Here is a 19,646-nt window from a genome sequence, read left to right on the forward strand (position 1 = left end):
TATAAACAAAACGCTATTATATTCCCAGTAAAGCAGCAGCTAACCAACCAGTTAACCATATTCGGCAATTGACAACTTCGCCATGGAGTGATAACTTGCAGAAAATCTTACGTAAAGGTAATTCAATGCCAACTCAGAAAAGTGACCTCATCCCCATCGGCGAAGTCGCAAATCAATTGGGAATAACCACCAGGACCATCCGTTATTACGAGGAAATCGGCCTGATGGGCTGCCCTGAGCGACTCAGCGGCAACACTCGCATGTACGGTCGCCCCGACATACTGCGACTGAAATTCATCCTGAAGCTCAAGGAGCTCGGCATCACCCTGAAGGAAATGCAGGAACTGGCGGAGAACTTCGACGTCCACAATCAGGATTTTGCCACCATTACGCCGAAGCTGCTCGACATACTCGACAGCCATATCAACAAAGTCGATGAAAAGATCGCGAAACTCAGTTCACTGCGCAAGGAAGTCGTCGAGTATCGCGCGCGCATCGTGGACATTCTCAAAGGAAAAACGCAACCCATACAATAACCCGTGGATTCACCGGAGGATCATAATGTCTTTTCAGTACCCTGTGCAAATGCGGTTTTCTGATATTGACGCTTACGGTCATGTCAATAACGCTGTTTTCTTTACCTACCTGGAGACAGCCCGCACCAACTTCTTCCTTCAGTCGTTCCGCCACTTCCTTGACCAGGGGCTGCTCTTTCTGGTCGCCCATGCAGAATGTACCTACCGCAAGCCCATCCCGCTCTGTGAATCGGTGAACATCGACATGGATATCGCCCACATTGGCCGCAGCAGCTTTACGATCACCTACCGCATTCATGACGGAACCTCCCTCTACGCTGAAGCCAAAACCACAATGGTCTGCCTCGAAAAACAGTCGGGCAAACCCGTGTCCATTCCCGAAGAGCTGCGTACCCTGCTGACAGAGCATCTGACCGCACCAGCCTGAACACACTGCCCCTCAACGACATGGGAGGGGCATGTTTCGGCTGTTCTGCTTTTCCCCTCACTCCCCATTATCAGCACCGACCCACCTGCAGAAAAAAGGGAAGCCCGCAGGCTTCCCAAAACAAGGAGGTTCTCTTCAGCTTTTCTTGTTATCCAGGTGACTCTTCAAAGTGTTATCGTCCAATCTTCCATCGAAAAAGCGCACCGCGCGCGCAGCCATCAGAGACACAAAACAGGCGATCATGCTGTCCCGCCCTAACAGGTTGCTGAGATACCTTAAACACGCAGGCAATTGAAAATCCACAGGTGCAAGGCGCCTGCAGAGCAGCCTGCTAAAGTCCCAGCATTCCTCGCTTCAGGCTGGGGTCAGCCGGAGTATGGCCTAGGTAGATCCCCAGGATGCCTTTCGCCAGTTCAGGGTTTCGCAGGGAACCCAGTACGGTTCCATTCTGCAGGGCGGTGATGGTTCCATCGCGCAGCAACCGCAATTCCACCTGATCACCCCGGACAAAATCCTGAGTGAACCAATCAAGGAACGCGACCGTGTCTGCCTGTGCGGCCATTTCGGGTGAATTGTTTCGCAGCCCTGCCTCAAAGGCTTCCACGATATTCTGTTTGCCGACCCTGCGATGGAGGAAGTCCATGCGTATGATCTTGCCAGCTGGCTCGTTTACGGCTTCCTGGAAACTGCGCACGGAAGCAGCGGTGTACAGTGAGCCAATGTAGATATCGAAAATCATGCGTTTACGCACTCCATATCCGTTCAACTTCAACTCATCATTCTCCAGGGTCACAACCGCGGGCAGACGCACTCCGGCAACCTCCACAGCACCGGCACCTGTTCCGGTCAGCAGAATCAGCAGTACGATTGACAGAACTCTCATGACTCTCTCCCTCACATGTTCTTCAGTTTCACCATACATCAGACCCCTACTCAACCCGGGTTCTCACCAGCTCCCAGCTCTTGACCTGCCAGGTGATGAATCCCGTCGCCACCAACCTGTCATCCTGGTCGTACACGCGTGTCTGCACCTGTCGCTGGACCACACCGTCTGTCTGAAGCGGTCTGAGAAATTCTTCGGCAATCTGCTGCTCCGTCAGATCGGTAACGGCCCGCAGACGACTTTTCGCCTGATAGGCATACTCCACTTCCAGACGCGCCATAATCAGGCGAAACCGGGAAGGGTCTATATGGCTCAGCAGGGTTATGCCCGAAGAAAATTCGGCGATGGTGGCAATGGCACAGGCGTGTATGCCACGGATATGGTTGAAATTATTGCGCCTATAGGGCGCTGTGGTCATAATGCCCTTCTCGTCAATACTGAGGATGCAGAAGCCGTGGGGCCGGTTAAAGGGGATCATCCTCCCAAGCACCAGGTTCAGCACCCACAACCAGAATTTCGAGTGCCGGGCGCGCCCCAGCAGTGTACGCAACAGAGCAAATCCTTTCATTACACTTTCCTCCCGGCTGCAAAGCCTTGATGTACAGCGTCAATAACCATGGCCGGTTCATGGGCGTCTCCCACCACATGGCAGGCAATGTGCTGCTGTGATGCCAGGGTCTGCAGACCGCGCACACTGCGACTGCCCACTGCCAGCACCACGGTATCCGCTGCCAGCAGCTGACTGCCCGAAGATCCACTGACGCGCACGCTGGCCTCTTCGATCTGCTCCACGTTCGTCTGGGTGAGGGTGCGAATGCCAAAGCGTTGCAGATCCTGCAGCATGGTCCAGCGGGTCGTCTTGCCAAAGTTGCGTCCGAGCTTGTCTGTGGCTTCAACGATGGTGATATCCTTCTCGCCTCGGGTCGCCATGCGCAGCAGTTCTACGGGTTCCTCAGCGCGATGGGCCAGCAGGAATTTCAACTCCTCACCGCTGAGCGTGCCGGACTCGGCCAGCAGCAGGGCGGTTTCGATTCCCACCGCGCCACCGCCGATGATCACGACCCTTCGGCCCGCTTGGGCTTTACCACAGAGCACATCCCACGCCTGAACAACATGGGGTTTTTCGGCACCGGCGATTTTTGGCAGCACCGGCTGCGCACCGGTGGCCACGATCAGAACATCGGGGCGCTGGGCTTTCAGCAGTTCCTCATCCACTTCGCGGTTGAGGTGCACCTCCACCCGCTGGCGACTGAGTTGATGGGCAAGATCCTTCGCCAACTGTACAAACTCTTCGCGTCCCGGTGGAGCCCCGGCCAGGAGTAACTGTCCACCGAGCCGTGAGCCCTTCTCGCAGAGCAGTACCCGATGTCCACGGCGCCCGGCTGCCAGCGCGGCACTCATGCCCGCAGGGCCACCACCGGCCACCAGTACCCTGCGCGGGGTTTCCGCTGGCTCCAGCATGGTCTCCAGCTCATGGCCCGCCTCGGGATTGCACAGGCACTCCACCGATTTCATCTTGAAGAGATTGTCAAAACAGCCCTGACCGCAGGCCACACAGTGAATGATCTCCCGCTCGCGGCCGGTCGCCGCTTTGCGGGGCAGCCAGGGGTCGGCAATCAACGCGCGCCCCATGGCCACCATATCGCACATGCCCTGCCCAAGCAGCCTGCGCGCTGTCGCAGGATCGTTGATACGATGGCTGGCAATGACGGGAATCCCCACAAGGGTGCGTATTTCACGGGCCAAATAGGCGAAGGCACCCCGTGGCACCTTGGTAATTATCTGCGGAACCTGGGCTTCATGCCAGCCCACATTGACACAGATGGCATCGACCCCGACGGCCTCGAGAGCCAGGGCGAAGGTCTGCAGGTCGCGGCGACCGATACCACCGGGCATAAAGTCGTTGCCGTTGAGACGCACCATCACCGGATAGGCATTTCCCGTGGCCTCCTTGACGGCACGCACCACCTCCAGGCCAAAGCGCATGCGATTCTCCAGGCTTCCTCCGTATTCATCCTGACGTTGATTGGTCAGGGGTGAGAGAAACTCGCTGATGAGATATCCGGTTCCCGCCAGAATCTCCACGGCATCAAAGCCCGCCTCACGGATCCGCGCGGCACTGCTGGCAAAGCGACCAACGATGTCCTGAATCTCCTGGGCGCTGAGTTCGCGGGGCGTCTCGCCGGTAAGCCGCGATGCCACTGGCGACGGAGCCACGGGTTTTTTGCCGCCCAGCAGCATGGAGTGGTTGTAACGTCCAGCATGGTTGATCTGCACGGCACTGCGGGCACCATGCTCCTGAATGGCCAGGGCCAGGCGACGCAGTCCTTCCACATACCGGTCATCGTGGGCACCTATATTACCGGGATTACCGGAAAGCTCGTCCACGGTGGCATATCCGACACAGATCAGGCCTGCCCCGCCCTTGGCACGCTCGGAATAAAAGGCCACCAGGGCATCAGTCACCTGGTAGTTGCGACACATGTTCATGTGCATGGCCGGCATGCAGATGCGATTGGGGATTTCCATGGTGCCAATCTGCACCGGCGTGAAGAGGATATCTTCAGCAGTATCTGTTTCCGTAAGGCACTGGGAGGCTTTGGGCGCGGGCCCGCTGGATTCGAAGAGGCTTGCGAACTCGGCGGCCACCGGCTCCAGCAGGCCACTGTTTTCCAGCGCGCGCCGCAGGGGTTCGGGCTCCTGCAGGAAGTCCTGCATGAAGACGACTTCCGAGGCCTTCAGATACTTGTGAAACGGGTCTTTGAGGGTGGAGCCGAAGAGCTCTTCGATGATGGCCACCACGCTGGGACGATCCATGAGGGGCAGCAGGCGACGCGCCCGTTCCAGCAGTTTGGAGACATAGAAGAGGATGGTGTCATCCACACCGCTGATGCGGGTGCGGTGGCCGGGGTAAATCTCCTTACCCCGCAGTGTCGCCAGTTTGCCGATGGTTTCGCTGTAGGCATGGTAGTTGTGGAAACGCCCTCCACTTTCCAGATCCACGTCCAGCAGGGGTGACTGGAAGATTCCCTGGAGGAGGGTATCGCCGGTGACAGCCCAGTCGCTTCCCACATACACCAGGTCACTCTGGGAGTGTCCCGGACAGGGGAGAACCTCGAACCCCAGACGCGCGGGCAGATCCGATTCCTCGAGAATACGGTACTCCTCAGGCACCCGGGGGAAAATGGTTCCCTCATCCATGGAGTCCCGGAACTGCTTCACATAGGCAGGGCTGAAACCCAGACTGCCCAGCAGGTCTCCCAGGCCATCCAGCCACTCGCCGTGGCGGGTAATCTTAAGGCTGTCGCGATAGGGGAGCCATATCTGGGCGGGACTGTTCTCCTGCAGCCACGAGGCCAGGCCGTAGTGGTCGATATGGCAGTGGGTAATGATCACATGGCGCAGGCGCTCCAGATCCATATGTTCCTGGAAGTAGCGCTGAGCTGCCGGAGTAGGGGGACCGCTGTCGAAGAGAATGATCTCGCCATCGGTTTCCATACTGTAGCAGTGCACCTCACCGGCAATGTAGGGTGTGTCTATGGAGTGTTGTTGCATGGGTTTGTCCTTCCAGACGTAATGCTCTTTCTGCCCGGCAGCAGGGAAAGAAAAAGGACACCCGTTGCCGGGTGTCCTGCCGGAGTCGTTGCGGCTCAGAAGATATACTTTTCCTGTTCAATGGCAGTTGCCGCCAGGGCACGCTTGGCCTGCAGCAACCCGGTAGCGTCGTACTTGGCAAAGCGTCGGATACCGGAAAGGATCATGGTCAGCGTATCACCCTCCTCCGCATAGAAGGCACCGCGCTGCGCGGCTGCTCCCGCTGCTTCACAGGCGCTGAAGGCGCAGATCTTCAGGGTTGCCGCCATCAGTTCCTTCTTCTGGGCGCTGATCTGGCTGGACTGGGCCTTCTCCACCCGCTTCAGTACGCTCTCCAGAGCGAAAATCTGAATGCAGAGGTCGGCGGCGGCCAGCAGAATCTCCTGCTCATCCTGAAGCTTGTCCATGTACTTCTGTACCGCCGCACCGGAGAGGATCAGGAAGAGGTTTTTCAGGTTCTTCACCAGCTGCTTCTCACGGGCAAAGGGGTCATTTTCGTCAAGCTCTTCGAAGGAAGGAGTCATCAGCTGTTCAAAGGCTTTCATGGCTTCACTCTGCAGGGGAAGCTCTCCCTTCATGGCCTTGCGCAGGATCATGCCGGGAACCAGCAGACGGTTGATTTCGTTGGTTCCTTCAAAGATCCGGTTAATGCGCTCATCTCGGTAAAAACGCTCTGCCGGATATTCACTGACAAACCCGTAACCACCGTGAATCTGCAGCACTTCGTCGACGGTTCGCGCCAGCACCTCGCTGCAGAAGACCTTGGCGATACCGCATTCGGGAGCATACTCCTCAATGCCCTTCTGATACTCTTCGTAATAATTGTCAATGCCCTTCTCAATGGTGGCCAGCTTGTTATCCAGCAGGCCGGCCAGACGATAGATCAGGCTTTCGGCGGCGAAGATATCAGCGGTCATATTGGCAATCTTTTCGCTGATGGCACCAAAGGAGCTGATGGGCCTGCCGAACTGCTTGCGCTCATTGGCATACTTGATGCCCTCCTGCAAAGCCATCTTGGCCGCGCCGCTCACGGCGGCACCCAGCTTGAAGCGGCCCACATTGAGGACGTTAAAGGCAATTTTATGGCCCTTGCCGATCTCTCCCAGCAGGTTTTCCACGGGGATCCTGCAGTTATTGAGAATAACCTGGGTGGTGGAAGAGCCCTTGATGCCGAGTTTCTTCTCCTCGGCGCCAATCTCCAGCCCTTCAAAATCCTTTTCCACCAGGAACGCGGTGAAGTGCTCCTTGTCGATCTTGGCGAAGACCGTAAAGAGCTGGGCAAAACCGCCATTGGTGATGAACTGTTTGGTGCCGTTGAGGATGTAGTACTTGCCATCCTCGGACAGCACGGCCGTGGCCTGAGCGCCCAGGGCGTCGGAACCGGAACCAGGCTCGGTCAGGCAGTAGGCGGACATCCACTCGCCGGTGATGATTCGGGACAGGTAGCGCTCTTTCTGCTCCGCTGTGCCATAGTAGATGAGGGGCAGCGTGCCGATGCCGGTATGGGCGGCAAAGGCCACCGAAAAGCTGCCGGCGGGAGCAATTTTCTCCGCCACCAGCATGCTGGTGGCCTTGTCCAGCTCCAGTCCGCCCTCTTCCTCGGAGGCGTCGGTCATCAGGAGGCCAAGCTCACCAGCTTTGCCCATCAGCTCCACGACCAGATCAAAGTTCTGCTGTTCGATCTCGTCAATATGGGGAATGACATCGTTGGTGACAAACTGCTGCGTGGTATCGGCAATCTGTCGCTGCTCATCGGTAAAGTCTTCGGGAGTAAAGATATCTGCGGGATCCATCTCGGTGATCAGGTATTCGCCGCCTTTGAAAATTCGTGCCATGTCAACCTCGCCATTGTGTGATTTTCAGAAAGACACCTGCAGTGGTGCCAGAATCCAGCGTGTCAGTCAGCTGCCTACAGGCGCTCAAAGATACCTGCTGCGCCCATGCCGCCGCCAATACACATGGAAACCATGCCGAAGCGTTCCTTGCGGCGTCCCATTTCGGCCAGCAGTGTGGCGGTGAGCTTGGCGCCGGAACAGCCCAGGGGATGGCCCAGGGCAATGGCTCCACCATTGACGTTGATGATGTCCGGGTTCAGTCCGAGTTCGCGCACCACGGCCAGCGACTGGGCGGCAAAGGCCTCGTTGAGCTCAATGAGCCCCAGGTCGCTCTGTTTCAGGCCGGCCATTGCCAGGGCAGCGGGAATGGCCGCCACGGGGCCGATTCCCATGATCTCCGGTGCCACTCCCCGTACGACAAAACTGACATAACGGGCAATGGGGTCCTTGGATATCTTCTTCAGGTACGCTTCGGAAACCACCAGGGCCACAGCGGCCCCATCGGTCATCTGCGAAGAGTTGCCGGCGGTAACCGATCCTCCCATGCGGAAGACGGGCTTCAGCTTTGCCAGGCCCTCCAGGGTAGTATCCGCCCGCACACCATCGTCAACACTGACCACTTCCTTCTTTCTCTGCACCTTGCTGCCAGCCAGGCTCACCTGCTCCACTTCCACGGGCAGAATCTCATCCGTGAAGCGCCCGGAGGCGATGGCATCGGCGGCCTTTCGATGGCTGGCCACCGCAAAGGCGTCCTGGTCTTCGCGGCCGATGTTGAACTGCTCGGCTACTTTCTCTGCGGTTATGCCCATGGAGGCGTAGGCTTCGGGCCAGTTGCTCACCAGATCGGGGTTGGCGCTGTACTTGTTTCCGCCCATGGGAACCATGGTCATGGACTCGGCACCGCCGGCGATAATGCAGTCACCAAAGCCGGCCATGATGCGCTCCGCTGCCTGAGCAATGGTCTGCAGGCCCGAAGAACAGAAACGGTTCACCGTCTGACCAGGCACCTGGTAGGGCAGCCCCGCCTTCATGGCAGCCACACGGGCAAAGTTCATGCCCTGTTCGCCCTCGGGAAAGGCGCAGCCGAGGATAATATCTTCCACATCGTTTCCATCAATACCCGTGCGCTCCACCAGCCCTTTGATAGCGGCGGCGGCCAGATCGTCGGGGCGCATGTCCTTGAACATGCCTTTTTTCGCGCGGCAGCCGGGAGTCCGGTAGGCCGCCAGTATGTATGCTGTCTTCATGTATCCCTCCTCATCAGTTGCGTAATGGCTTGCCTTTTTTCAACATGTGCTGAACACGTTCCACCGTCTTTTTATTGCCGCAGAGCTTCAGGAAGCCTTCACGCTCCAGATCCAGCAGATACTGTTCGCTGATGGGTGTTCCCGCAGGCACATCACCACCGCAGATGACATCGGCAATCACACTGCCCATGACGGCTTCGTATTCTGTGGCAAACCCACCCTGAGCCATATTCCACAGCTGGCTCTTGATGCTGGCGGCAACACTGCGGCCAGGCGCGGGGATATTCTCCAGTGGTTTAGCGGGACGGTAGGTGCGGGCCAGGCTCTGAACCTTGCTCTTGGCATCGGCCACCAGACGATCGATGTTCATGGAGATGGAGTCGCCCTGGCGCAGGTACCCCATGCCAAAAGCCTCTGCGGCTCCCATGGAAACTTTGGCCATGCCGATATTCTGGAAATTCTTGAAGATGAAGGGGGAGACATCCGTATCAAACTGCTGGGCCAGGCTTACAGCCCGCAGACACATCTCCTTGGTGCCGCCACCGGCGGGCAGCAGGCCGACACCCACTTCCACCAGGCCCATGTAGGTTTCGGCGTGGGCGTTTATGGCGTCGCCATGGAGGGCGAATTCACAGCCACCGCCCAGCGTCATCCCAAAGGGCGCCACCACCACGGGAACCCGCGAGTACTTGACGGCCATGGTGGCCTGCTGGAAGGCCTTGACGACCATGGCGACGTCATCGTAGGCACCTTCGGCCAGCGCCACGGCCAGCATCATCAGGTTGGCACCGACCGAGAAGTTGGCACCCTGGTTGGTGATCACTAGGCCAACCCCTTCGCTCTCAGCCCGTTTGATGGCCTTGTGGGTCATGGAGAGAATATCACCGCTGAGGGCATTCATCTTGGAGTGGAACTCAAAGGCGAACACGCCATCACCCAGATCCACGATGGAGCAGTTGCTGTTCTTCTCCACCACCGCTCCGGCCCGTCGCAGGATATCAAAGTGGATATGCTCTGGGTCCATGGGAACTTCGCGGTACTGTCCGCTCTGGATGTCGTAGTAGAGGCGGGTGGCGCCTTCAAACCGGTAGAAGCTTTCGATCTTCTCCAGGGCAGCCGGCACGGCGACTCCGTCGGCCTTGGCCCGCTTGACAAATTCTGCCACGCCGATGGCGTCAAACATCTCAAAGGGACCGATCTCCCAGTTGAAGCCCCAGCGCATGGCATTGTCCACGTTGACAATATCATCGGCGATTTCAGGAATGCGGTTGAAGGTGTAGATCAGCGTGTCGCGCATGCTCTTCCAGGCGAACTCGGCGCCCTTATCACTGCCGTTGACCACCATTTTGAGGCGCTGCGCCGGGTCGTCAACCTGCTTGACCGCATCCACGGAACCAAAGCGGGGGCGCTCGGAGGGCTTGTATTCGCCACTGATGTAGTCATAGTAGAAGACCTTTGAACCGCCCTCTCCCTTTTCCTTGCGGTAGAAACCACCCTTGGTCTTGTTGCCCAGCAGCCCCTTGTCGATCATGGCGCGCAGGAAATCGGGCACCTGGAAGACATCCCGCTCTTCGTCATTCACCAGTACGTCATAGGAGTTGGAACCCACATGGGCCAGGGTGTCATTACCCACCAAATCAGCAGTACGGAATGCGGCACTTTTGGGCCGGGCGGTGGCGGTTCCGGCGACGGCGTCTACCTCTTCCACGCTCATGCCCATGTCCAGCATGTGACGCATGGATTTAAAGATGGCGTACACGCCAATGCGGTTGGCGATAAAATTCGGAGTATCCTTAGCCGAGACAATGCCCTTGCCGAGGCTCTTGCCCAGGAAAGTTGACATTGAGCTCAGCAGCTCGGGGTCCGTATCACTGCAGCCCACAATTTCCAGCAGGCGCATGTAACGGGGTGGGTTGAAGAAGTGGGTCACCAGGAAATTCCGGCGCACTTCCATGGGCAGTACACTGGCCAGCTCGTTGACGGAGAGGCCGCTGGTGTTGGTGGACAGAATGGCTCCCGCTGACAGATTCGGCACGACCTTTTCCGTGAAGAACTGCTTCTTGATCGCCATATTTTCGATAATCACCTCAATGACCCAGTCGCACTCCCGGAGTCGACCCATATCGTCTTCGAAGTTGCCGGTTTCGATGCGCCGGGCATCTTCCTTCAAATAGAACGGCGCGGGCTTCATCTTCAGCAGCCCTTCATAACCGCCACGGACGATGCGATTGCGCACTGTGGCGCTCTCCACGCTGAGGCCACTGGCTTTTTCCGCCTCGCTGGCTTCACGGGGCGCGATGTCAAGCAACAGCACATCGAACCCTCCATTGACCAAATGGGCAGCAATGGTGGCACCCATCACACCCGAACCGAGCACGGCTACCCTTCTGATTTGCCTCATGTTTTCCTCCATATACGCATAGTTTCTCTGTTCACTGGCCTGTATTCATTCAGTTTACTTCTGAGCGTTGCCATTGCCGTTACCGTTGGCGTCGAACATGCCCTCAATGCTGACCCGATACTTCTCGGCAATGACCTTGCGCTTGAGCTTCAGGGTCGGCGTGAGCTCGCCATCTTCGATGGAGAAGTCGCGGGGCAGAATGACGAATTTTTTGATGGTCTCGTAGGAGGGCAGCTTCGCGTTCACATCGCGCACCCGCTCTTCAAAGAGCTTATGAACTTTTTTATGGGTAACCAGGTCGCGAATTTCGATATAGTTCAGCTTTTTGTCCTGGGCGAATTCCAGCAGCCGCTCAACATTGGGCGTCAGGAGCGCTACCAGGTACGGCTTGCGATCGCCATACACAAACGCCTGGGAGATGTACTTGTCCAGCTTGAGTTCATTTTCAATCGGCTGGGGAGCCACATTCTTGCCACCAGCGGTGACAATGATCTCCTTTTTGCGATCGACGATATACACAAAGCCGTTTTCATCAATCCGCGCAATATCGCCGGTGTACAGCCAGCCATCGATGATCGTCTGGGCAGTGGCTTCAGGATTCTTGTAATACCCCTGCATCACCTGAGGGCCACGCACCAGCAGTTCACCGTCCTCGGCAGTTTTGACTTCCGTCTGATCCAGTACCTGACCCACAGAACCAAACCGGTTATCGGCAATGGTGTTCAGTGTCAGAGCCGGACTGGTTTCGGTGAGCCCATATCCTTCAAACACGGGAATCCCCACTGCCCACATAAATTCGTTGATGGTCTTGTCCAATGGAGCACCACCGGAAATAAAGAACCGCATGCGGCCGCCGAAGCGAGGCTTGATCTTGCTGAACACCAGGCGCTTCGCGAGCCCGTACTTCACGCCCAGCGAACCGACCGGTTGGTTTTCTATATAACGGCGATAGACGTACTGTTTGCCGACATCCACTGCCCAGTGGAACAGACTGCGTCGCACCGCCGGCGCCTGGTGCACATTTTCGTAAATCCGGGAATAGATCTTCTCAAAGAGCCTTGGCACACTGACCATGACCGTGGGACGAATCTCCTGAATATTCTCCACCACCTTGTCCACGTTTTCCGCAAAGGCCACATGGGCACCGTACATCAGCGGAGCATGGTAGCCCGCCGTGCGCTCAAGAACGTGGCTCAGGGGCAGAAAGCTGAGGAAGACCTCGTCTTCCGCCATGCCACCAAGCTTCTGCACACCGGCGCAGGCGTCAAAAAGCATGTTGGAGTGCGTAAGCATGACACCCTTGGGTACACCCGTAGTACCGGAAGTGTAGATAACCGTAATCAGATCTTCAGGTGTGATCTGTGCTATCTCCTCTTCGAGCTCAACACGCTCTTCATCGGTCAGGGGATGGGATACTTCCGAAAGCTGCTGAAGGGTATTCACCGGCAGATCATCGGAGCCGAGGAACTGCTCAAAAGAGACCACCCGCTCCACATGGGGAATATTCTGCCGGATCTGCAGGATCTTCTCGTACTGCAACCGCGTGGAGACGAACACAATGCGCGATTCGGAGTGGTTGATCACATACTCTGCCTGCTCAGCTGTATTGGTGGCGTAGATAGGCACCGTTATGGCCCGCGCCGCCTGGACACCAAAGTCCGCAATTGCCCAACCGGTACGATTTTCCGAGAAAATCGCCACTCGGTCACCAGGCTTGATACCAGCCTTGCGCAACCCCCTGGAGGCCATCAGAATGCGATCATAAAACTGCGCGTAGCTCAGCGTCACCCACTCACCACGCCGCTTGAAGGTCACCGCTGCCTTATGGGCATGGCGCTTCGCGTTCAATTGCAGGATTTTTAATATGGAACCATATGACATCATATCCATAGCACAGCCTCCTGGAGCATGGGTCGAAAATACATAACCTTTACGTGCAAGTCAACCAAAAAACAAACGTCTTTATAAATGCGAGAACGGGACGCACCTGAGGCGCGCCCCGTAAAAAAACTCAGAAGGAGTAGGTCAATGAAACACCGACAATGTTAATGGTGTTACTGTACTCACCCCGCAAAGAACCTTTCAGGGTATTCTCGGGAACACTCTGCTGCTGGTCAATTTTTGCGTCCTTCACCATGAGGTGAGCGTAGCCCACATCAATACCCATACGCTCATTCACCTGGTACCCAAGACCAACAGAAATCCAGGTGCGATCATTACCGGGGACCCGTGGCTGACGGGCCTGGGCATCGGGAATCGCCTCCTCGTCAAGGGCCAGGCCGGCGCGCAGAATCGTGCGTGGATTCAGGCGATACGTGGTTCCCACCGAATAGCGCATCTGATCTTCCCAGTCGAAGGTGGTGACACTGTCATCACGACCGTCACTGAACTGCACCCGCAGCTCATCAAAGGAGCTCCAGCCCATCCAGGTCACGTCAGCCATAACTGCCCAGTCGGGATTCACCTGATGATGCACACTCAAGGAGGCACTATCGGGAACCTTGATCTTGGCCTTGGCGCTGCCGTTGGCAAAATTGGGCGAAGCGGCAATGGCGCCATCAAGAGCTGGATTTCCCGATATGGTTTCCGGAACTGTGAACTTGGCACTGCCGCTGGCCGTATAGCTGATGGTGGAACGATAGGCAAAACCCATGCGGGTCTGATCGTTAAACTCATAGAGGAACCCGAAGTTAAACCCATAGCCGGTATCGTCCGCCTCCAGCACCACCTTGCCATCACGGTTATGCACCAGGGGAGCCAGTGCCTCGTTGTAACCAGATTGCGCATAGGCGATAGTCCCGAAATCTATGGCGTTGGAGAGCTCGGCATCCAGGTACTGCAGGCTCAGGCCGGCCCCGACACTGAACTGATCATTGACGCGCCACGCGATGGACGGATTGACGTTCACGGTCATGAAATCCGATTTAATGGCATAGTAACGGCCATACCAGTCTTCCTTGTAATCCGTGGCATTACCAAATGGCGCGTTAATCCCCAGTCCGACGTACAGACCATTCTCCAGCTCAACCACAGAGTAAAAGTTCGGCACAATCGTGTTCTGCCCAGGCTGCCCGCCAGTGCTTCCACCCGTCGTCGAACCATCGTCCTTAAACTTCAGATCAGGAACAATCAGCGTCATGCCACCAACAACCTGCTTCCCCTTCAGCAGCGTCATAGCCGCAGGGTTAAAATAAACCGTCGTTGCATCAGCACCAATAGCGGCACCCCCGGAATACGCGTTCCCAAGCCCGCTCACCCCCTGGGTCGTTATACCAAAACCTGCGCCATAAGCGTGGGTAATTCCACTGCACAGAAGCGCACTTACCGCAAACGCCATTCTCTTTCCACTCATCTCTCCACCTCGCTGATAACGTTTTCAAAGATTATCACATGATACAGGCAAGCAACAGCATCAGGTTTATCGATCCTTTACGTTCATGTCAACATCAAAATAAAACGTATTTATAATCTTGACGCCTTCGATAATCCCCCACTCAATCAGATATATTTACCCTGTCAATCTTCTACAGGAAATACCACTGCATTTAAAGATCCTCAATGACCTTAAACGACTCGCTCACTTGCCCTGTCAATCATAACATGCGTTTACAATTAATTTATCCCCATAAGCGAACCCACCACCACAACAACCAGGAAATCTGCGGAAATCATATTTCCAAACAGCATTTCACGACATACGGCATCGTATTTCTGCGTTTTACCTGGCAAAGCATGAGAGAGAGCCAATCCAAAAATCCCCATACACACCAATGAGAAATCGGTATCTCCTGAGAGGCTGCTGAAAACCCCCATCTGCTGCGTTGCCGGGCATCGCTCGTCACTGCGACGTACAGGGAGTACGCCTCACTCCTCACCTTGCTCGCGCCTTGCACCTGAGAGCTTTTCAATTGCCTGCATAACGCTATGGACCCGCAGGGTTGACGCCATGACGGCGGCAACCGCAAACCTAAAGCCACGGAGGGCGGTTGTTTGCGGTCCCCAGTTCCAGGCAAGCGAACGGCTGAAAAAGACAGCACTGGGGGCCGCTTTTACGCCATTCCAGCATGGCATAAGGGTCGGCGCCGACAACCTCCCGTTTCGGGGGTGCGAAAGTTGAGATCAAACAAGAAAAAATTTCATCCGATTGATCACATGATAAACAACAGAAAAAGCCCCTGAAACAAAGATTTCAGGGGCGAATTTGATTTGCGTAAAAACTGAAATGGCGGAAGAGGTATCAGTCACTTTAAGCGCATATCTATCAGCAAATAAGATACTTTACTGGGGTCAACTCTGTTTATACCCCTAAAAATACCCCTTAAAATAATTCACACTAATAAGGGTCATCCTTCGCCATTTACTCTAGCTGACTGTCGATGTAATCGTACCAGGCTTGAACTTCTCTTGGGTTATACACTCCTAACGTGACCACCATTGTAATATAATTACTGGTGGTTACAACAGCCCTAGAGACATTCTCTCGGGCACCAGGTGGAACGTTCAGTGATACCCCGACACCCGCTGCCGCCACGGCCATGGCGGCGATGATCAATAAAGCATTTCTGTATTTTCGCATTTATTATTTCCCCTCCGGAGTGGAAATTCTCTCAAAAGCCGCTTTGGCTTCTTCCTGTTTTTCCCGCTCAGATTCGCTTTCTACCCACGCTTCGGCTGCCAAACACTCCAAGAGTACCGGTATTCTCCCTTGGAGGAGAATCTGGGCATGGTAGGCCGCTACCGCCGGATCGGAGAGCCATTCACTATACTTAAGGCATTGGACTGGGTATTTTTTGGGGTCAAGGGGATCAAACAAGGCAAGATATTGATAGCCTCTTTGCGCGATTTTCATTGAGAGAATTCCAGGGATTGGCGCTACGATTAGCGCTACAAAGAAGGCGTAAAATGTCGGCACTAAATACACTATAGTGCCGCTACTAATTAATACTGAAATACAGACAATAACGGCAACTACGATGCGCAGCAATAATCGTTTTTTTGCTGCATCCAATTCTGCTTGAGTGGGCGGCTGGCCCTGTATGTTGATTATTGTGCTCACTTCGCCCCTCCTTGATGGTTCTTTGCTTTCCATTGTTTAACTTCGACCAAAGACCACCTTGATGCTTTACCAATCTTAACAGGTCTTGGGAAGTTATCCCGCTGAATTTTCATGTAAATTGCCTGGCTACTCATCCCAGGTTTTCCAATAGCCGCTTTTACGCCTTGAATGTCGAGCATTTGCATAAAACTCCCCTTCACTACTTCCTGGACTCAAGCTTTCGTGCGATCCATTCCTCTATCTCGGACTCTTTCCAGAGCCTCCTCCTTCCGAGTTTGAGGCTCTTTGGCATTTCACCAGTTCGATCAAGCTTTCTGACAAAGTCCTTACTTATACTCAACATTTCAGCAATCTGGTTTACTCCTATCAACTGGTCAGGCATGCCCTTGTCCGATGAAGCGACATGGCACTCAGACGGCAACAACTTGTCTTGCATCACTGCCGCCTCCCCTTGCTCTTTGCGCATGCAGCACGTCGTTTTCAAACTGAAATCCAGCCAGGTAACCCGCATCAATCAACTCATTGCATGCCTTCTTCAGTAGCTCCTTGAAATGCGCAAGACGCTGAGTTCTTGAGCCACACAGCCTGCAGACATTGTCGATTTTGATTGGATAGATTTCTCGGTGAGTGCTCCAGTACATGAGGAGCCATTTTGATAGGTCTCGTGAGAGTTTATAACGAACATGCATTGGCATGACGCTTACAAATAGTCGCTCCATCCCACTGCTTGCCTGAATGAGCACCCAGCTCTTATACTCAATCTCAACCGACTCGATGATATGACCTGAAAATTCCCGAACAGGCTCTTTTAGATCACTTTCATAATAGGCAATTTCAATGTGCGATTTATTAATTCGCTTCAGTGATTGACGTATTCTCTCCCTTCCAGCCCCGCCCTTTTTTCCCAAAAGCGATTCCAGCTTAGTAAAATTCACCTTCACTACTTCTCCAGTTCGATATGGCAGCAGCAACGAAATTATCACAGTCAGCACGTCAAGATCATATTGACTCAACCTATATCCCGTGTACTTGACTTTATAGCCTGACTGGCAGGGTATCGATTCGTCAATGCGAAAATCTCTTCCTTTTTTGTCTTCAGATACCTGAAACAAACCTGACCTGCAAAGATCCGTGAAGATGATACCGTGCGCCCATTGGGCAACTCCCATCCTCCAACCCAGCGAATCAGGTGGACTATCCAGGAGTCGTGACTTGATCAAATGACATACTTCAGGTGAGTTTTTACTCATGGCAGCCCACAAGCTCATACGTTCACCTTCGGTCGCTTAGATTTCCGTGGTGCATGCTTGCGCACAAACTGTTTGCGTTTATTTCTTTGGCAAAGCCACGCGATTTCTGAAAACTGATTTAGAAGGTGCTCATTTTCATCTTCGAAGAATGGCAGAAATGGGGCTTCAAGGGTAAAGTGGAGCCACCAGCGCTCCAGTTCATCCTGCATGATTTTGATTGCTTCATCCCGGATTTGCCGAATGCGTCGATCCGACAAGTTGGCCGGACCACATACCTCAATACTGCTTTTCCGAAGGTTCTCGAGTTTATGAAGAATCTCTCGCTTCTTCTTTGGTATCGCCTGTTCAAGAGCTGGCATTAAGCCTGAGAGAACTTCCAGCATTTCCTGATAACTCTCCTGCTCTTCATGCTCATTTGCGCCGCTTTGATGCATGATTCTGTCGAAGTACTCGTTGTTATCAACAAGTTTCTCGTTTGCTTTGTAATCGATGTTTACTTTCTCATGAAGCGCCATTTTGAAGTATTGCTCGGGCTCTTCCCTTATGATCAGAACCTCGTATGCCGTAATGGTCGCTATCGACATAAAGTCTTCTTTTTCCAATCCGGAAAAATATAGTCGCCTCTTATGAAATTCTTTTTCAAGCCACTTTTCACGACGCTTGATGAACGCATTCACCCGATGCCAGTTCGTTGCAATTCGCGCAGCATTTGGGTAAATTGTTTCCGGGTGTTGTGCTACCGTACAACTCTCGTTTGCGCTGGCCCCCGTCGCCAAACTTGCGGCCAGCGCATCCCTTTTTTTCAGAGTGGACATCTCTTCCTCCTATGGTGCGCAGACATACTGCATCCGTTTCTCAACTTTCCTGAAACACCACTCCGGCACCTGGTCACCAAGCTCATCTCGCAGCTTCTGCTCTATGTCAGCTTTGCGGGTTCTGCAGTTCACAGCATCGGTAACCTGACAGCGCGTATAGCCATGTTTCTTTGCCCAGCTCGTAAGCGTCTCGCCTTGTAACGACAAGGCAAATGCTATATGGGCACGGCGTTTTCGTTTCCATTCTTCAGATTGCATGTTATTCTCCCTTCACTCGAGTATTGCACTATGCCAGTGCGTAATATTTATGTATTTGCGTATTTTGATGTTCGCATATCGCTAAATCTATGTCAAGCACTGAGGATAAAATGAGTGAAATATCACGAAGAATGAAAGAGTTACGCGAAGGCCTCAACCTAAACCAAGTGAAATTCGCGAAACTGCTTGGCACATCAAATACCATCATCAGCGACATCGAAAGAGGTTCACGCAACCCGACAATTGACCTGCTTATTAAAATTGCCAATACAGTTGAGGGCACTGACCTGCACTGGATACTCACAGGGAAAAGGTCGCCAGCCAATCAACAAATTGACTCTGATAATGCATCTATCGAGGAATTGCTTGCTGGTTCACTTCGCATTGACCCCGCATCTGCGAAACTCCTACTCTCTTCCCTTAAGGAAGGCCCAAAGCAGCAACTCGCATTGCTCTTCCTGAAGGCATTAAATGGCGACACGTCAGCCATGGCAGAGGTATCCGGTGCCATGAAAGCCATGGAAGCGCTTCTGCTATCCAGTCTACGGAAATAAAAAAAGCCCCAGGTTGCAGTAAGCATCCTGGAGCTCATCAATATTCGCAATTCCGGGAACCTCTATCCCGTCCTTTCAAAGGAAAACCCCGGGCCGCGATGTGCACCCGGGGTTTTTGGTATTTGAGGAAAAAATCTACTTTTTTAATTTATACTCACGATACCCAAGCCACACAGCTCCTGCCGCAACAAGCACCGTGGCGTATAAACCCCAGGCAGCGTTTGAGCCAAAATTAAACCAAAGCAATAAAGCGACGCCCAGGTAAACCCCCCCCGGCTACCAACTGAAGCACAGTTTGTCTGATCCAGGAAAAAACACCGTAGGCGATAGCTGCAACCAGCATCAAATAGGCGATGCCACCCACATGATGCCCTGTCTGAAACATTCCAACACCCCTCCAAACAAACTGATTCAGTGGCATAAACCACAAAACAACCCCGGCAACACTTACCAGTAAACCCTTAATCTTATTATCCATGAATCACCTCCGTTGTTTTGGTTATAATGAATCACAAGAGAATTTCAAAGAAAATTTTCACACTCAGCTCGCTGGAATTCCCTCCACCACAGCCTTCCCAAACACAATCCGGGCATAGCGCTCCATCTTCTCCACGCTGCTGATCCTTGGCGCCAGCGTGTGGCCTTCCTCCGGGCAATGCCACTCAAGATACTCACCCCGCTGCTGCAGGTGATAGACTCCAAAGCGAGTGCGGCAGATCAGCGGCATCTTCCTGACCGGCATACCCTGTGTCAACCTCATTCCTCTTGCTTCGACGACACTGACCATACA

The 19,646-nt window shown here is 54.2% G+C and carries 19 protein-coding genes; 3 read left to right on the forward strand and 16 right to left on the reverse strand.

Annotation, left to right across the window (positions count from 1 at the left end; translation table 11 throughout):
* Positions 1-125: 125 nt before the first annotated feature.
* Together SELIN_RS07255 and SELIN_RS07260 are read left to right on the forward strand one after the other, a co-directional pair.
* On the forward strand, positions 126-536 hold the full coding sequence (locus SELIN_RS07255) for a helix-turn-helix domain-containing protein (protein WP_013506017.1): 411 nt from the start codon (positions 126-128) through the stop codon (positions 534-536).
* 25 nt (positions 537-561) lie between these two features.
* On the forward strand, positions 562-963 hold the full coding sequence (locus tag SELIN_RS07260) for an acyl-CoA thioesterase (protein WP_013506018.1): 402 nt from the start codon (positions 562-564) through the stop codon (positions 961-963).
* A 331-nt stretch (positions 964-1,294) separates the two neighbouring features.
* Here the strand turns inward: SELIN_RS07260 and SELIN_RS07265 are convergent, their stop codons facing one another.
* From SELIN_RS07265 to SELIN_RS07335, 14 genes are all read right to left on the reverse strand, one after another.
* On the reverse strand, positions 1,295-1,846 hold the full coding sequence (locus tag SELIN_RS07265) for a chalcone isomerase family protein (RefSeq protein ID WP_013506020.1): 552 nt from the start codon (positions 1,844-1,846) through the stop codon (positions 1,295-1,297).
* 46 nt (positions 1,847-1,892) lie between these two features.
* Entirely contained in the window at positions 1,893-2,414 is a 522-nt protein-coding gene (locus tag SELIN_RS07270) for a DUF4442 domain-containing protein (protein ID WP_013506021.1), read from the reverse strand.
* Positions 2,414-5,401 (reverse strand): oxidoreductase, encoded by a 2,988-nt coding sequence (locus SELIN_RS07275; RefSeq protein WP_013506022.1) that lies wholly within the window; start codon positions 5,399-5,401, stop codon positions 2,414-2,416. Before SELIN_RS07275 ends, SELIN_RS07270 begins: the two co-directional genes overlap by 1 nt.
* Before the next feature lie 95 nt (positions 5,402-5,496).
* A complete protein-coding gene (locus SELIN_RS07280; RefSeq protein ID WP_013506023.1) occupies positions 5,497-7,275 on the reverse strand; it encodes an acyl-CoA dehydrogenase family protein in 1,779 nt (592 codons plus the stop codon).
* Positions 7,276-7,349: 74 nt separating this feature from the next.
* On the reverse strand, positions 7,350-8,522 hold the full coding sequence (locus SELIN_RS07285; RefSeq protein ID WP_013506024.1) for an acetyl-CoA C-acyltransferase: 1,173 nt from the start codon (positions 8,520-8,522) through the stop codon (positions 7,350-7,352).
* Positions 8,523-8,535: 13 nt separating this feature from the next.
* A complete protein-coding gene (locus SELIN_RS07290; RefSeq protein WP_013506025.1) occupies positions 8,536-10,923 on the reverse strand; it encodes a 3-hydroxyacyl-CoA dehydrogenase/enoyl-CoA hydratase family protein in 2,388 nt (795 codons plus the stop codon).
* A 54-nt stretch (positions 10,924-10,977) separates the two neighbouring features.
* A complete protein-coding gene (locus SELIN_RS07295) occupies positions 10,978-12,813 on the reverse strand; it encodes an AMP-dependent synthetase/ligase (RefSeq protein WP_013506026.1) in 1,836 nt (611 codons plus the stop codon).
* Between the two features lie 121 nt (positions 12,814-12,934).
* Entirely contained in the window at positions 12,935-14,260 is a 1,326-nt protein-coding gene (locus SELIN_RS07300) for an OmpP1/FadL family transporter (protein ID WP_198007068.1), read from the reverse strand.
* Positions 14,261-15,502: 1,242 nt separating this feature from the next.
* Positions 15,503-15,979 (reverse strand): hypothetical protein, encoded by a 477-nt coding sequence (locus SELIN_RS07310; protein WP_013506028.1) that lies wholly within the window; start codon positions 15,977-15,979, stop codon positions 15,503-15,505.
* Positions 15,976-16,164 carry a helix-turn-helix transcriptional regulator gene (locus tag SELIN_RS07315; protein ID WP_041725973.1) on the reverse strand — a complete coding sequence of 63 codons (189 nt, stop codon included), beginning with the start codon at positions 16,162-16,164 and terminating at the stop codon, positions 15,976-15,978. The genes SELIN_RS07310 and SELIN_RS07315 overlap by 4 nt, the downstream gene beginning before the upstream one ends.
* 14 nt (positions 16,165-16,178) lie before the next feature.
* A complete protein-coding gene (locus SELIN_RS15505; RefSeq protein WP_083805961.1) occupies positions 16,179-16,490 on the reverse strand; it encodes a helix-turn-helix domain-containing protein in 312 nt (103 codons plus the stop codon).
* Positions 16,390-17,247: a plasmid replication initiator TrfA gene (gene trfA, locus SELIN_RS07325; RefSeq protein WP_013506030.1), complete on the reverse strand. Its 858-nt coding sequence runs from the start codon at positions 17,245-17,247 to the stop codon at positions 16,390-16,392. Before trfA ends, SELIN_RS15505 begins: the two co-directional genes overlap by 101 nt.
* Positions 17,244-18,044 carry a hypothetical protein gene (locus SELIN_RS07330; RefSeq protein WP_013506031.1) on the reverse strand — a complete coding sequence of 267 codons (801 nt, stop codon included), beginning with the start codon at positions 18,042-18,044 and terminating at the stop codon, positions 17,244-17,246. The genes trfA and SELIN_RS07330 overlap by 4 nt, the downstream gene beginning before the upstream one ends.
* Before the next feature lie 9 nt (positions 18,045-18,053).
* Positions 18,054-18,302, reverse strand: coding sequence for a helix-turn-helix domain-containing protein (locus tag SELIN_RS07335; protein WP_013506032.1), 249 nt, complete (start codon positions 18,300-18,302; stop codon positions 18,054-18,056).
* Between the two features lie 110 nt (positions 18,303-18,412).
* On the opposite strand from SELIN_RS07335, the gene SELIN_RS07340 reads away from it, so the two are divergent.
* A complete protein-coding gene (locus SELIN_RS07340; protein ID WP_013506033.1) occupies positions 18,413-18,856 on the forward strand; it encodes a helix-turn-helix domain-containing protein in 444 nt (147 codons plus the stop codon).
* Positions 18,857-19,088: 232 nt separating this feature from the next.
* On the opposite strand, the gene SELIN_RS07345 is transcribed toward SELIN_RS07340, so the two are convergent.
* Both SELIN_RS07345 and SELIN_RS07350 read right to left on the reverse strand, forming a co-directional pair.
* A complete protein-coding gene (locus SELIN_RS07345; RefSeq protein WP_013506034.1) occupies positions 19,089-19,334 on the reverse strand; it encodes a hypothetical protein in 246 nt (81 codons plus the stop codon).
* 63 nt (positions 19,335-19,397) lie between these two features.
* A complete protein-coding gene (locus tag SELIN_RS07350; protein WP_013506035.1) occupies positions 19,398-19,643 on the reverse strand; it encodes a hypothetical protein in 246 nt (81 codons plus the stop codon).
* Positions 19,644-19,646 lie beyond the last annotated feature (3 nt).

Source organism: Desulfurispirillum indicum S5 (assembly GCF_000177635.2).
Classification (GTDB): Bacteria; Chrysiogenota; Chrysiogenetes; order Chrysiogenales; family Chrysiogenaceae; genus Desulfurispirillum; species Desulfurispirillum indicum.